A 14,078-nucleotide genomic window follows, 5' to 3' on the forward strand; every position below is an offset into this window, starting at 1 on the left:
TCGAGCTCGCGGACCCCGCCGCGGGGCCTGCGGACGACGACGGCGTGGCGCTGCTGCGCATCTCGCGGGGCGGCGGGCTGCCCGCAGCCCTGCCGGACGTGCAGGGGGTGGCGGTGCGCTGGTGGCTCGACGGCCGCCCGCAGGACCTGCTGCTGTCGAGCACGGGACGCGGGCGCCGCACCCGGTTCGTGCTGGCCCCGCGCTTCTCGGCGGCCGGGGCCTACAGCACCGTCATGCCCTTCCGCACCGACGCGGGGCCGCGCGTCGTCACGGCCGACGTGCAGGGCGCGCCGGGCGCGGGGCTCACGGTGCGGTTCGACCTGGCCGACCCGGCCGGCGGCGCCCGGCGGTGGGGGCGGTTCGTCGAGGTGGGCCCCGCGCCCGAGGCGGAGCCGGACCTGCGGTTCGACCCCGTGCTGCACTGCCCGCGGCCGTGGTCCACGTACCCCTGGGCGGCCGCGCTGCGGCTGCCCGCCTACCGGACCGCGCGGCGCGCGGCCCGACCGACCTGAGGAGGACCCGTGCCCGTCGACGTCGTCGCCCCCGGAGTCCTGCGCGCGTGCGCGGGCGGGACCAACTGCTACGTGGTCCGCACGGACGACGGGCTGCTGCTCGTCGACGCCGGGCTGCCCGCGCACTGGCGGCTCGTCGGCGAGGCCGTGCGCCGGCTCGGCGCGGCGCCCCGCGACGTCCGGGCGCTCGTCCTCACGCACGGCCACTTCGACCACGTCGGCTTCGCCACCCGGGCCGCGGGCCGGCTCGGGCTCGAGCCGTGGGTGCACGAGGCCGACGCGCCGCTCGTCGCGTCGCCGTACTCCTACGACCACGCGCGCCCGCGCAGCTGGTACGCCGTCCGCCACCCGCGCTCGCTGCCCCTGCAGGTCGCGATGGTCGCCGCTGGCGCGCTCGCGGTCGAGGGCCTGCAGCGCGTGCGGACGTTCGGTGCCGGCGGGCCCCTCGACGACGTGCCGGGGCGGCCGGTCGCCGTGCCCACGCCCGGCCACACCGACGGGCACACCGCGTTCCACCTGCCCGACCGCGGCCTGCTCTTCACGGGCGACGCGCTCGTGAGCCTCGACCCGTACAGCGCGCGCACCGGGCCCCGGGTCGTCGCGCGCGCCGGCACCAAGGACGCCGAGCGGGCGCTCGACTCCCTGGGGGCGCTCCCGCCCGGCCTCGCCACGGTCCTGCCGGGCCACGGCCGGCCGTGGACGGGCCGGGTCGAGGAGGCGGTGGCCTCGGCGCGCCGCTCCGGGGTGGCCTGACGCCCCTCAGAGCACGCCGGCGGCGAGCAGCCCCTGCACCTCGTCGTCCGTGAGCAGCCGGCTGCGGAGCAGGAACCGGACGCCCTCCGGCGCCTCGAGGCTGAACCCGGCACCCCGCCCGGGCACGACGTCGATCGTCAGGTGCGTGTGCTTCCAGTACTCGTACTGGGCGCGCGTCATCCACACCGGCACGCTCGCCCCGTCGCCGAGGTCCAGGTCGCCCAGGTGCACGTCGACGTCGCCGGTCAGCAGCTCGCCCGCCGGGTAGCACATCGGCGAGGAGCCGTCGCAGCAGCCACCCGACTGATGGATCATCAGCTCCCCGTGCTGCTCGCGCAGCCGTCGCAGCAGCTGGACCGCCTCGGCCGTCGCCGCCACCCTCTCGACACCCATCGCCCGTCCCCTCGTCGTCGCTCGCTCGCGTGCCCCACGCGCCCCGGGGGTGTGCGGCCGGCCCGTCGCAGGCCGGGCGACCGCAGCGGAGCCACCCCCGGGGCGGGGCGGGCGCCGGCGGGCCCTCCCCAGAGCCGCCGGCGCCGCGCCGGGACGTCCGTCCGCCTCGTGCCGGCGGACGCGCCCGTCAGAAGAACCCGAGCTTCGTGCCCGAGTAGGAGACCAGCAGGTTCTTCGTCTGCTGGTAGTGGTCGAGCATCATCTTGTGGTTCTCGCGGCCGACGCCCGAGCCCTTGTAGCCGCCGAACGCCGCGGCCGCCGGGTACGCGTGGTAGCAGTTCGTCCACACGCGTCCGGCCTCGATGTCGCGGCCCGCGCGGTACGCCGTCGCCTGCTCGCGGGACCACACGCCGGCGCCGAGGCCGTAGAGCGTGTCGTTGGCGGTGTGGATCGCGTCGGAGTAGTCGGAGAACGACGTGACGGCGACGACCGGGCCGAAGATCTCCTCCTGGAAGATCCGCATCGAGTTCTTGCCCTCGAACACGGTGGGCTGCACGTAGTAGCCGCCCGCGAGGTCGCCCTCGAGGTGCGCGCGCTCGCCGCCGGTGAGCACCTTCGCCCCCTCTGCCTTGCCGATGTCGATGTAGCTGAGGATCTTCTCGAGCTGGTCGTTGGACGCCTGCGCGCCGATCATCGTCTCGGTGTCGAGCGGGTTGCCCTGCTGGATGGCCTCGACCCGCTTGATGCCGTCGGCGAGGAACTCGTCGTAGATCGACTCCTGGATGAGCGCGCGCGACGGGCAGGTGCAGACCTCGCCCTGGTTGAGCGCGAACATCGCGAAGCCCTCGAGCGCCTTGTCGTAGTAGGCGTCCTTCTCGCGCGCCACGTCCTCGAAGAAGATGTTCGGGCTCTTGCCCCCGAGCTCGAGCGTCACCGGGATGATGTTCTGCGACGCGTACTGCATGATCAGCCGCCCGGTGGTGGTCTCCCCCGTGAAGGCGATCTTGCGGATGCGCGGCGACGACGCGAGCGGCTTGCCGGCCTCCACGCCGAACCCGTTGACGACGTTGACGACGCCCGGCGGCAGCAGGTCGGCGATGAGCTCCATGAGGACGAGGATCGACGCGGGCGTCTGCTCGGCGGGCTTCATGACGACGGCGTTGCCGGCCGCGAGGGCGGGTGCGAGCTTCCACGTGGCCATCAGCAGCGGGAAGTTCCAGGGGATGATCTGCCCGACGACGCCGAGCGGCTCGTGGAAGTGGTACGCGATCGTGTCGTTGTCGATCTCAGAGATCGAGCCCTCCTGGGCCCGCACGGCGCCCGCGAAGTAGCGGAAGTGGTCGATGGCGAGCGGCAGGTCGGCCGCGAGCGTCTCGCGCACGGGCTTGCCGTTCTCCCACGTCTCCGCGACCGCGAGCATCTCGAGGTTCTGCTCCATGCGGTCCGCGATCTTGTTGAGGATCACCGCGCGCTCGGTCGCGGTCGTGCGGCCCCAGGCGCGGGAGGCGCCGTGCGCGGCGTCGAGGGCCCGCTCGATGTCGTCGGCGTCGCCGCGCGCGACCTCGGTGAAGGTGCGGCCGGTCACGGGCGTCGGGTTCTCGAAGTACCGGCCCGAGGCGGGGGCGACGAACTCGCCGCCGATCCAGTGGTCGTAGCGCTCACGGTAGGTGGCCGGGCTGCCCGAGGTGCCGGGCGCGGCGTAGACGGTCATCGTCTGCCCCTTCCTGCTGGCGGCCGGGCGCGGTCGTGGCGCCCGGGGCGGCGTCGTTGCCGCAAGCCGGACGTTAGGCAGGGCACCGTTGCAGCGGCGTTGCAGGAGCGGCGGCGGCCCGCCGCCGGCGTCAGCGACCTGCCGGCCCGAGCTCCTGCTCCAGCCGGCGCAGCTGGGCGTGGGCGCGCAGGTGCGGCGCCGAGCCCGGTGCGGCGTGCGTGGCGAGCGCGCGCCAGGTCTCCCAGTCGTCGGCGCCCTCGTCCGACGCGGCCCAGCGCACGATGACCTGCGGGTCGCGCGACGCCAGGACGGCCGCCCGCACCTCGTCGGAGACGGCGCTGCGGACCCGCTCGACGCCGGGCGCGGCCGACCGCGGCAGGACCGCGCCCGTGTAGGTCGCGACCGCCTGGACGACGTCCCCGGTCGCGAGGTGCCCGCGCACCGTGTCGACGTCCGTGCTCAGCGGGCGGGTCAGCCGGTACGGGCGCGACTCCGAGAGCAGCGGCCCGACGACGCGCCGCAGCCGGGACACCTCGGCGCGGACGGTGACGCCCGACAGCTCGTGGTCCGACAACAGCACCGCGAGCTCGTCGGCGCCGAGGCCGGCCGGGTGCTCCGCGAGGAGCAGCAGGATCTCGGCGTGCCGCCCGGACAGCCGCCGCGCCGACCCCTCGACGACGAGCGTGCCGCCCTGGCTGCCCAGCACCCGCAGCGTCGGCGCGGGCGGTCCCACAGGAGCCGTCGTCGCGCCGCCGCGCAGCCCGATCGCCTCGACGGCCGCCGCCGTCGCACGGACGAGCTGCATCGCCATCCCGGTCGCGACGATCGGACCTCCGGTCACGTCGAGCACGCCCAGCACGGAGCCGTCCCGCGCGTGCACGGGGACCGCCGCGCAGTTCCACGGCTGCACCGGGCGGGCCCAGTGCTCGTGCCCGATCACCTGCACGTCGCGGTTCGTCGCGAGCGCGGTGCCGGGCGCGTTCGTCCCGGCGCAGTCCTCGCGCCACACCGCCCCCTCGACGAAGCCGGCCTGCTCGATCGCGCGGCGCACCGTGCGGTCGCCCTCGACCCACAGCAGGCGCCCCGACGCGTCGGTGAGGGCGGCGACCCAGCCGGGGTCGGAGTCCAGCAGCAGGCGGCGCACGACCGGCAGGACGCCCGCGAGCGGGTGGTCGCGCCGCAGCCCGGCGAGGTCTCCCGCGGACAGGTCGACCGGCGGCGCGGGGCTCTCCGGGTCGACGCCCGAGCGGCGGCTGCGGCGCCACGAGTCCACGACGACGCGCCGGACGGCACGGGCCGGGGCGTGCCCGGTCGTGACGAAGGCGTCGTGCGCAGCGCGCACCGGCGGCGGGCCCGTGAGGCTCACGCGCACCTCCTGCCGACGTCGTCGTCCGCGAGGGCCGGCGGGGTGCCGGTGCTGCGAGTGTAAGGAGCCGGACGGCGTCCCGGCACCCGCTCGCGGACGCCCGCGGGAGGGGGCCGGCCGGGGCGATCGCGGCCGACCGGCGTCACACCCGGCGATCTGACGTTCTGTGCGAGAATGTCAGCATGCCGAAGATCATCGGCGGGTCGCTGCACGAGCACCGCGAGCAGACCCGGCACAAGCTGTTCGCGGCGCTCTCGACCCTCATGACGGAGCGCGGCTTCGACGCCATCACGCTCGCCGACATCGCGAACGCCGCCGGCGTCGGCCGCACGGCCGTCTACAACCACTTCCCCGACAAGGAGGCGCTGCTCCTCGGGTTCATGACCTACGAGACGGAGCAGTACGCCGCGACGCTGCAGCGGGCGATCGACGCGATCGACGACCCCGTCGAGCAGCTGCGCACCTACATCCGCCAGCAGGCGGACCTCGCCCGGGTCTACCACGTGGCCCCGCGGCCCGAGCTGCGCTCGGTGCTCTCCCGCGGTGCCCAGCAGCGCGTGCGCGAGCACGTGGTCCTCGTCGAGCGCCTCCTGCGCGACGTCCTCGCGCGCGGGATCGCGACCGGCGCCTTCCCCGAGCAGGACCTCGACGTCACGGTGCCGCTCGTCAACGCGTGCGTCTCCGGCCGGAACATGCCGGCTGACGACGAGGAGCGCGCGCGGGCCGTCGAGCAGACCGAGGCGTTCGTCCTGCGAGCCGTCGGCGCGCCCGTCGGCCAGCTCGTCTGACGTGCCCCGCCCCTCCGACCGGCCGCGCCCCTCGGGCAGGCCGGGCGCCACGGGCCGGCCGTCCCGCCGGTCCGGCCCTGGCAGCGACCGCGCTCACCGCGGCGCCGACCGGCGCACGGCGCCGGGCGCGCCGCCGGTCTCGTCGCGCTCGACCGCGGGTCGCTCCGCCGACCCGCGCGTCCTCACCCTCGAGGTGACCTTCCTCGGCGGGCTCGACGACGTCGTGCGGGACGAGATCGCCGAGGTGCTGCAGCCGCGCCGGGCGCCGGTGCGCGCGCCGGGCCGGGACGACGCGTGGCTCGTCGAGCACGCCGGCGCCCTGTCCGACGTCCGCCGGTTGCGCACCGCCGTGGCGGTGTTCGAGGTGCTCGACTTCGACGTCCCGCGCCCGCGGTCGCTCGCGTCGGGCGAGCACCTGCGGCGGCTCGTGGACGCCGCCTACCGCTCGCTGCGGGTGGCCGGATCCTCCACGTTCCGGTTCGAGGCGGCGGGCTCCGACTCCGCCGCGTTCGCCCGGCTCGCGCAGGAGGTCCGCACCGCCACCGGGCTGCTGCACGACCCCGAGCACGGCGAGCTCGTGCTGCGCGTGCGCCGCGGCCCGGCGCGCCCTGCGGCCCGCCGCGGCGCCGAGGCGCCCGACCCGGGCTGGCAGGTGCTCGTCCGCACCGGGCCCCGCCCGCTGTCGGCGCGCCCGTGGCGCGTCGCCGACTACCCCGGTGCGCTCAACGCGACGATCGCCGCCGCGATGGTGCGGCTCGGCGGCGTCGCGGAGGGCGACCGCGTGCTCAACCTCATGTGCGGCTCCGGGACGCTGCTCGTCGAGCGCCTGCTCGCGGGCCCGGCCGCCGCGGCGGCGGGTGTCGACCTGGACGAGACCGCCCTCGAGGCCGCCCGCGCGAACCTCGAGGCGGCCGGCGTCCACCGGCGGGCGCGTCTGCAGGCCGTCGACGCCACCGACGCCGAGGCGGTGCGCGCCGCCGTGGGCGAGGAGCCGTTCGACCTCGTCCTCGCCGACCCGCCGTGGGGCACGCTGCACGGCGAGCACGCGACGAACGAGGCGCTGCACGCCGCGCTGCTGCGCTCCGCGCGCGCCCTGACCGCCCCCGGCGGGCGACTCGTCCTCGTGACGCACGAGGTCCGGGCGATGGCGCGCGTGCTCGACGCAGCGGCGTCGCTGTGGCGGCCGCGCTCCGAGCTGCGGGTGTTCGCCAAGGGCCACCACCCGCGCGTGCACGTGCTCGACCGCGTCTGAGCGCGGGCCGGCCGGGGAGGCGCGGCCGGGCTCACGACCGCCGGGTCAGGGCGCGACGCTCGGCTCGGGGTCCGCGGGCGACTCGTCGTCGGGCACCGCCGCCGCGGACGCGCTGCTCGCGTCGTCCTCGGGCGCGACGATGCCGGGCGGCCTCGCGGGCGCCGTGACCGCCTCGACGTTGTGACCGAGCCCCGCGACGACCGCCTCGTGGTCCTCGATCCACCGGTCGATGCGGCCCCACCACTCGAAGAGCCAGTCCACCTGCCCCGCCTCGTCCGCCGGCACCTGCCCGGGCGGCACCGACCAGCCCTTCATGACGATCCGCTTGTCCATCGGCAGCTCGCGCCAGATGTCCGCGACGGTGACGAGCCGCTCCAGCCCGGTGTGCGCGACGAAGACGACCGGGGCGTCGGGCGCCGCGTCGACGGCGGTGAGCAGGCCCCCCGCGTGCGGCGCCATCACGTTCGTCATCTGCTCCGCCTGCACCGCCAGCTCCGGGTGGCCGGCACGCCGCAGCGCCTCGATGCGCGCGAGCCGGCGCCGCGGCGTGACGTTGCCGCCCTCGGGGAAGATGAGCAGCGCCCCGCGGGGCCCGAGGTGCTCGGCGAGCCGCGCGACGCCGGAGGTCGTCGTCGGCGCCCCGTCGCGCCGCGCGGACCGCGGCGTGACGAACTGCGCGGGCAGCCGGTTGAGGAGCACGTCGATCGCGGGGTCCCACTGCAGCGTGTCCTTGAGGACCACCCGCGGCTCGCGGTCGAACCAGTTGAGCAGGGCGTGGACGAGGATGAACGAGTCGCCGGGCCCGGCGTGCCGGCTCGCGACGACCAGCGGGCGCCCCTCGGCGGTCCGGTCGAGGTCCGCCTCGTCGATCTCGATGCTGAGCCGCAGCGTCCACCGCACCTGCCAGAACAGCACCTGGAGCATGTGCGCGGCGAACGCGTAGTGCGCGCGCTGGAAGGCCGTCGAGCGCAGCCGCCAGCCGAAGCCGGACCCCACCCACAGCGCGAAGGCGACGACGACCACCACCGCGTCCCAGAACAGGTAGAAGATCGCCATCCAGAGCACGCGGGCGGTGCGCAGCCGGCCCGGCAGGAGCCAGCTGATGACGCCGGCGACGAACGCGAGCAGCAGCACGCCGACGGGCAGCACCACGACCGCGAGCAGCACGACCGCCGGTGCGAGGACCACCCGGCGCACCCAGCGGGGCGGCAGCCGCCACGTCACGGCCGGCGCCCCGCGAGGTAGGCGGCCGTGGAGGTCCGCGCCTGCTCGATGCGCTGGCGCGTCACCTCCAGCCGCTTGTACGAGCCGAGCTTCTCGTCGCCCGGCACCGGCCCGCCGCTCGGCAGCACGTGCACCGTGACGTCGGCCGGCACGTCGGTGATCTCCCGCGTGAACCGGTGCCGGCGGGCCACCTCGAAGCTGATCCGGGCGACGTCCGCCGGGTTCGCGGGCTTCGTCAGCTGCTCCTCGATCCGGCCGACCTGGAGGACGTAGATGGTCGTCGCGCCGCGGCGCACCGCCTCGCCCAGGGGGATGGAGTTCACGATGCCTCCGTCGATGAAGTGCTCCCCGCCGATCTCGGTCGGCGGCAGGACGCCCGGGACGGACGACGAGGCGAGCACGGCCGGGACCAGCGGCCCCGAGTCGAACCAGACCTCGGCCGCGCGCTCGATGCTCGCCGCCGTCACCGCGAGCGGGACCTCGAGGCTCTCGAACGTCGCGTCCTCGCCCAGGATGTCGACGAGCAGGCGCCGCAGCGGCTCGGCGGAGTTGAGGTGCGTGCGGGACTGCGCGAGCCGGCGCAGCTGGCGCGGCCACGAGTCGCCGTAGACGGCCGCGGCGGCCGGTGACGCCCACGTCTCGACGAGCCGCTCCAGCACCCCCGGCGTGGGGTCGGCCGCCAGCGCCGCGCCGTTGATGGCCCCGATCGAGGTGCCGACGACGAGGCCCGGCCGGATCCCCTCGTCGAACAGGGCCTGCAGCATCCCGAGGTGCACGGCCCCGCGCACCCCGCCGCCGCCCAGCACGAACCCGACCGTCACGCCTCGGATCGTGTCACGCCCGGCCACCCTCGCGCAGGAGGGAGAATGGGCGGGTGAGCTCCCCCTCCCGGCTGCCCCGTGTCCGCGCGTCCGAGCTCGAGGGGCGCGGGTGGCTCAACACCGGCGGCCGCACGGTCACCCTCGCCGAGCTCCGCGGCAAGGTCGTCGTCCTGGACTTCTGGACGTTCTGCTGCATCAACTGCCTGCACGTGCTGGACGAGCTCCGCGCGCTCGAGGAGGCGTTCCGCGACGTGCTCGTCGTGGTCGGCGTGCACTCGCCCAAGTTCGTGCACGAGGCGGACCCGGACGCCCTCGCGGCGGCGGTGGAGCGGTACGAGGTGCACCACCCGGTGCTCGACGACCCGCAGCTCGTGACGTGGCAGGCGTACACCGCGCGCGCGTGGCCGACACTCGTCGTCATCGACCCGGAGGGCTACGTCGTCGCGCAGATGGCCGGCGAGGGGCACGCGCACAACCTCGAGGTGCTCGTCCGCGACCTCGTCGCGGAGCACGAGGCGAAGGGCACGCTGCACCGCGGCGACGGCCCGTACGTGCCGCCCGCGCCGAGCGCCGGCACGCTGCGCTTCCCCGCGAAGGCCGTCCCGCTGCCGGGCGGCACGCTGCTCGTCGCGGACGCCGGGCACCACAGCCTCGCCGAGCTCGCGGCGGACGGCGAGACGCTGGTGCGGCGCATCGGCTCGGGCGAGCGGGGCCTCGTCGACGGCGGGCCGGACGAGGCGCGCTTCGCCGAGCCGAACGGCCTCGCGCTCGTCCCCGAGGAGCTGCGCCCGTGGATGGGCGTCGACGTGGTCGTCGCGGACACCGCGAACCACGTGCTGCGCGGCGTGCGGCTCGACGACGGCGCCGTCACGACGCTGGCCGGCACCGGTGAGCAGTACATGGTGGGCGCCGCGGACAACGTGCGGCCCTGGCCCGACGGCGAGCCGCGCGACGACGCCACCGGGTACCGGTACCAGGGCGACCCGCTCGCCGTGAAGCTGTCCTCGCCGTGGGACGTCGTCTGGTCGCAGCCGCTCGCGGCGTTCGTCGTCGCGATGGCGGGCCACCACACGCTGTGGGCGTACGACGGCAAGGAGGCCTCGATCACGCACCTCGGCGGGACGATGAACGAGGGGCTGCTCGACGGTCCTCTGCCCGACGGGTGGTTCGCGCAGCCCTCCGGCCTCGCCGCCGCGCCGGACGGTCGCGTGTGGCTGGCCGACTCGGAGACGTCCGCGCTGCGCTGGGTCGACCCCGCCGACGGCACGGTGCACACCGCGGTCGGCGAAGGGCTGTTCGACTTCGGCCACCGTGACGGGCCGGCCGCCCAGGCGCGCCTGCAGCACCCGCTCGGCGTCGCGGTCCTGCCCGACGGGTCCGTCGCGGTCGCCGACACCTACAACGGGGCGGTCCGCCGCTACGACCCCGTCATCGACGAGGTCAGCACGCTCGCGAGCGGGCTCGCCGAGCCCAGCGGGCTCGTCGTCACGACCTCCGGCGACGAGGTCGTGCTCCTCGTCGTCGAGTCGGCGGCGCACCGGCTCACGCGCGTGGCCCTGCCCGCGGCGCTCACCGGCTCGCAGGTGGACGGCGGCGCGCACCGCACGCAGCGGCCCGTCACCGACGTCCCGCCGGGCGAGCTGCGCCTCGAGGTGGTGTTCACGCCGGCGGCCGGGCAGAAGTACGACGACCGGTTCGGACCCTCGACGTCGCTGCAGGTCTCCTCGACCCCGCCGGAGCTGCTGCTCGACGGCGCCGGCGACGACGTGCCGTTCGAGCGGGCGCTGCGCCTCAACCCGGCCGTCACCGAGGGCGTGCTGCACGTCACCGCGAAGGCGGCGAGCTGCGACGACGACCCGGCGGTCGAGTTCCCCGCGTGCCACCTCAACGCGCAGGACTGGGGCATCCCGGTGCGCGTCGTCGAGGGGGCCGAGCCGAGCCTCGTCCTGCCGCTGCACGGCTGAGCCGGCGCCGGGCGCCCGCGTCGCTCGGGCGGAGCCGGGCCGTCAGGCGGCGCCGCGGACCGCGACGGTCGCGAGCGCGTCGAGCGCCGTGTGCACGACCTCGCCCGTCGCGGCCGTCGACGAGACGCCGACCTCGACGACCCACGGGCCGCACTCGATCCGGGTCGTCGACTGCACGCGCTCCGGGTCGGCGACCGTGCCGCCACGGGCGATCGCCGACGGCAGCTCGTCGGGCTCCGCGTCCTCGCGGCGCAGGAGCACCGCCCACGCCGACCCCCCGAGCGTCTCGGTGGCCGCCGCGGCCAGCGCGCACAGCCGCGGCACGACGCCGGACTGCGCCGCCGCGATCGCCGCCGCACCCGAGACCACGACCCGCTCGGCCGTCACCGCGGGGTCGGCCGTCGCCGGCTGCGCCGCCTGCATGGCGCGGGCGCGGGCGCGCTTCTGGCGGTACTGCGCCGAGTCCGCGAGCCGGAACAGCTGGCGCGCCGAGACCGGCCCCGCGACCGCGGTGGACGCGATGCCCCACGAGATCGCGGCCCCGTGCGGCAGCGGGTACGCCTCGACGGTCGCGGCCATCACCTCGGAGACGTCGCCGCGCCGGGCCCCGGCCGTCACGAGGCAGAACTCGTCGCCGCCGATCCGCGCCGCGGTGGCGTCCGGCAGCGCGTCGGCGGCCCGGCGGAGCACGTCCGCCACGGTGCGCAGCAGGTCGTCGCCGGCCTCGTGGCCCAGCCGGTCGTTGACCCGCTTGAGCCCGTCGACGTCGCACATGACGACGCACGTCTCCTGGCCGGACTCCAGCGCCGCCTCGGCCGCCGAGTCCGCCACGCGCCGGTTCGCCAGGCCCGTCAGGGGGTCGTCCGCGACCAGGTGCCGCACCTGCGACTCGAGGTCCACGCGCGCGATGGCGCCGGCGGACAGCGCCGCGAGCACCTCGCCGCGCGCCACCTCCTCGGCGGTGAACAGCGGCTGGCCGACCCGCCGCGCCGCCGTGATCTGGCCCCACACCGAGCCGTTGACGATCAGCGGGCTCGCGGACGCGGACGCCGCGCCGTGCTCCCGCAGCGTGGCCACCTCGACCGGGTCGCCCGCGTCGGTGTCCTCGTCCGTCACGGGCGTGCCGTCGGGCCGGACCGCGTGGGCCACCCAGCCGGTCTTGTCGCGGATGAGCTCGCGCAGCGCCGGGCGGTCCTCGGCGCGGTACGAGGCCCGCAGGTACCAGCGCTGGCGCAGGTCGGTGGGCAGCGGCTCCACGAGCAGCACCCGGCACGTGTCCTGCTCGATGCGGCACAGAGCCACGCTGTCGGCGCGCAGCACGTCGACCGCCGTCGTCGCGGTGACCTGGAGGACCTCCTCCAGCGTGCGGCACTGCTCCAGCCGGTGGGCCGCGAGCGCCAGGCCGCGCACGCCGACGAGCGCGGCCGCGGACCGACGGCCCGCGCGCGCACCGTTCGCTGGCCGACGCGTCACCGGGACATCATCGGGCATATCCGCGGTCCGCACAGTCCGTCAGAGGGTGGATGTGGACACCGGACCAGCACGGCGCCGCCAGGATCACCCGTCCAGCGGACGCCCGCGCGGGCGGACGCCGACCCGGGACGCGGCCCGGCGGCGGCTCCGGGTCAGGCCTGCGCGTGCACCGCCCCGACCACCCGGACGCGCACGTCCACGCCGTCGACGCGACGCGGCACGCCGGCACCGTCGGAGTCGACGTTCACCTGCAACCCGTAGCCGTCGGAGGCGGGCGCGATGCCGATGCCCCGCACGTCGGCACGGCCGGCGAGCGTCCGGCGCAGGCTCTCCTTGGCCGTCCGCGCCTGCTGCAGGTCCGCCACGTGCACCACCTCCGGCATCGGCGAGCGCCGACCCGGGAGGGGGTCACACGAGCGTGGCCCCGAGCGCGTCCAGGACGGCGTCGATCGGGTTGAGGTAGGTCAACCCGGTGCCATTGTCCCCCCCGACCTCCGACCCCGCAAAGAGCAGCCCGAGCGCGACGCCGTCCTCGCGGTAGACGAGCGAGCCGGAGTCGCCGCCGCGCGAGAACGGCCCGGTGCCGGTCGACTCCACCTCGATCTGGTTGTCGAACGTCAGCTCGCCGAGCTCCTCGCCGTAGCCGACGACGACGTCGTCGAGCTCGATCGCGGTGACCCGCCCCGCCGTGACCGACGTCGTCCGGCCGATCTTCCCGACGCGCTCGCCGCCGACGGCCTTGGCGGTCGTCGTGATCCGGCCGACCGGGTACGTGGGGTCCACCTGCGGGTCGTCGAGCAGCGCGATCGCGCAGTCGACGGTCGCGTGCCCGTTCGGCTCGAGGTCGACGCGTGCCGCGAGGGTGCCGACGCGGTCGTCGGGCGCGCGCCCCCCGTCCGCCGGCCCCGGCTGGAGGACGACGTCGCCCACGCGCGCCGCCGGGGTGCCCGACAGCACGTGGTAGTTCGACAGGGCGTGGACCGCGCCCCCGACCGTGACGAACGCACCGAGCGTCCCGGCCGTCACGTCGACGTGCGCGATCGAGACCCCCGGCCGCAGCGGGCGGACCCGCCCCGTCTCGCCGAGCGCCTGCGCGGTGACCACGGGCGGCCGGACGCGCGTGGACGGCCGGATGCGGCCCGTGCGCCGCACGTCCGCGACCGGACCGACCTCGGCGACGACCTTGCGGGCGATGCTCCGGACCGTCGGCACGCCGAGCCGGTAGCGGACGGCCAGGCCGTACGAGCCGTCGGGCCGCGGCGCGAGGCCGATCGCCAACGGGACCCGCGACCCCTGCGCCGAGGCGAGCACCGAGCGTTCGCTCAGCTCCCTCGCGAGGTCCGTCGCCTCCGCCTTGAGCTCCCGCGCCTGCGTCCGATCCATCCGATGCGCCCCCTTCGTCGTGTCCGCTCCCCCAGTCTGCCGGGCGAGGCCGACATCGACCCGCGCTCCCGGCGTCGGGTCCGCAGCGTCCACGGCGTCCGTGCGGGTCGTCCGGACGGCGGCTGCCTCCACCGCCGCCGCGTGCGATCCTCGGAGCGGCCGGTGCACGCGGCCGCCCGACGAGCGCGGCGCGGTGCCGGTCATGACGGCGCCCCAGCAGGGGCCCGCAGGACGGAGGACGATGACGGACGGCCGGGTGTGGCTCCCCGGGCCCCTGCCCGAGGAGCTCGAGCCGCCCGCCCCGAGCGCGCCGCCCGTGCCGGGGTCCTCGCCGCCGCCCTCCTCAGCGGTCTCGCAGGCCCTGCCGACCGGCTCCGTCTGGGACACGCTGCCGCCGGCCGTGCCGCCCGCCGCGCCGCTGCCGCCGCCGCCCGGGCG

12 protein-coding genes and 2 pseudogenes are annotated in these 14,078 nt (G+C 76.4%); 6 read left to right on the forward strand and 8 right to left on the reverse strand.

Going from position 1 to position 14,078, the window contains the following annotated elements; genetic code table 11:
• Nucleotides 1–512: pseudogene (locus HGCM_RS16680) on the forward strand (hypothetical protein); the annotation flags it as partial.
• 9 nt (nucleotides 513–521) lie between these two features.
• Complete coding sequence (locus tag HGCM_RS03485) at nucleotides 522–1,265, forward strand: MBL fold metallo-hydrolase (RefSeq protein WP_019135496.1); 744 nt, start codon at nucleotides 522–524, stop codon at nucleotides 1,263–1,265.
• A gap of 6 nt (nucleotides 1,266–1,271) precedes the next feature.
• Here HGCM_RS03485 and HGCM_RS03490 read toward each other — a convergent pair whose 3' ends face one another.
• The 3 genes from HGCM_RS03490 to HGCM_RS03500 form a co-directional block, all read right to left on the reverse strand.
• Complete coding sequence (locus HGCM_RS03490) at nucleotides 1,272–1,658, reverse strand: DUF779 domain-containing protein (RefSeq protein ID WP_026075241.1); 387 nt, start codon at nucleotides 1,656–1,658, stop codon at nucleotides 1,272–1,274.
• Between the two features lie 187 nt (nucleotides 1,659–1,845).
• Nucleotides 1,846–3,369 carry an aldehyde dehydrogenase gene (gene adh / locus HGCM_RS03495; protein WP_019135498.1) on the reverse strand — a complete coding sequence of 508 codons (1,524 nt, stop codon included), beginning with the start codon at nucleotides 3,367–3,369 and terminating at the stop codon, nucleotides 1,846–1,848.
• Between the two features lie 130 nt (nucleotides 3,370–3,499).
• A complete protein-coding gene (locus HGCM_RS03500; protein WP_147572626.1) occupies nucleotides 3,500–4,735 on the reverse strand; it encodes a GAF domain-containing protein in 1,236 nt (411 codons plus the stop codon).
• A 182-nt stretch (nucleotides 4,736–4,917) separates the two neighbouring features.
• On the opposite strand from HGCM_RS03500, the gene HGCM_RS03505 reads away from it, so the two are divergent.
• Nucleotides 4,918–5,523: a TetR/AcrR family transcriptional regulator gene (locus HGCM_RS03505; protein WP_019135500.1), complete on the forward strand. Its 606-nt coding sequence runs from the start codon at nucleotides 4,918–4,920 to the stop codon at nucleotides 5,521–5,523.
• Nucleotides 5,524–5,716: 193 nt separating this feature from the next.
• Nucleotides 5,717–6,775, forward strand: coding sequence for a methyltransferase (locus HGCM_RS03510; protein ID WP_246119424.1), 1,059 nt, complete (start codon nucleotides 5,717–5,719; stop codon nucleotides 6,773–6,775).
• 45 nt (nucleotides 6,776–6,820) lie between these two features.
• On the opposite strand, the gene HGCM_RS03515 is transcribed toward HGCM_RS03510, so the two are convergent.
• Together HGCM_RS03515 and HGCM_RS03520 are read right to left on the reverse strand one after the other, a co-directional pair.
• Nucleotides 6,821–7,963: a 1-acyl-sn-glycerol-3-phosphate acyltransferase gene (locus HGCM_RS03515; protein WP_256998708.1), complete on the reverse strand. Its 1,143-nt coding sequence runs from the start codon at nucleotides 7,961–7,963 to the stop codon at nucleotides 6,821–6,823.
• A gap of 32 nt (nucleotides 7,964–7,995) precedes the next feature.
• On the reverse strand, nucleotides 7,996–8,820 hold the full coding sequence (locus HGCM_RS03520) for a patatin-like phospholipase family protein (protein ID WP_019135503.1): 825 nt from the start codon (nucleotides 8,818–8,820) through the stop codon (nucleotides 7,996–7,998).
• A gap of 53 nt (nucleotides 8,821–8,873) precedes the next feature.
• Between HGCM_RS03520 and HGCM_RS03525 the strand changes: the two genes are divergently transcribed.
• Nucleotides 8,874–10,784 (forward strand): NHL domain-containing thioredoxin family protein, encoded by a 1,911-nt coding sequence (locus HGCM_RS03525; protein WP_019135504.1) that lies wholly within the window; start codon nucleotides 8,874–8,876, stop codon nucleotides 10,782–10,784.
• A 42-nt stretch (nucleotides 10,785–10,826) separates the two neighbouring features.
• On the opposite strand, the gene HGCM_RS03530 is transcribed toward HGCM_RS03525, so the two are convergent.
• From HGCM_RS03530 to HGCM_RS03540, 3 genes are all read right to left on the reverse strand, one after another.
• Nucleotides 10,827–12,257, reverse strand: coding sequence for a GGDEF domain-containing protein (locus HGCM_RS03530; protein ID WP_019135505.1), 1,431 nt, complete (start codon nucleotides 12,255–12,257; stop codon nucleotides 10,827–10,829).
• 152 nt (nucleotides 12,258–12,409) lie between these two features.
• Nucleotides 12,410–12,622 (reverse strand): hypothetical protein, encoded by a 213-nt coding sequence (locus tag HGCM_RS03535; protein ID WP_147572628.1) that lies wholly within the window; start codon nucleotides 12,620–12,622, stop codon nucleotides 12,410–12,412.
• Nucleotides 12,623–12,665: 43 nt separating this feature from the next.
• The gene (locus tag HGCM_RS03540) at nucleotides 12,666–13,640 is read right to left on the reverse strand and encodes a chymotrypsin family serine protease (protein WP_026075242.1); all 975 of its coding nucleotides are present in this window, start codon (nucleotides 13,638–13,640) and stop codon (nucleotides 12,666–12,668) included.
• Between the two features lie 241 nt (nucleotides 13,641–13,881).
• On the opposite strand from HGCM_RS03540, the pseudogene HGCM_RS20235 reads away from it, so the two are divergent.
• A pseudogene (locus tag HGCM_RS20235) lies at nucleotides 13,882–14,078 on the forward strand (ice-binding family protein); the annotation flags it as partial.

It is taken from the genome of Cellulomonas massiliensis JC225 (assembly GCF_000312005.1).
Classification (GTDB): Bacteria; Actinomycetota; Actinomycetes; order Actinomycetales; family Cellulomonadaceae; genus Cellulomonas; species Cellulomonas massiliensis.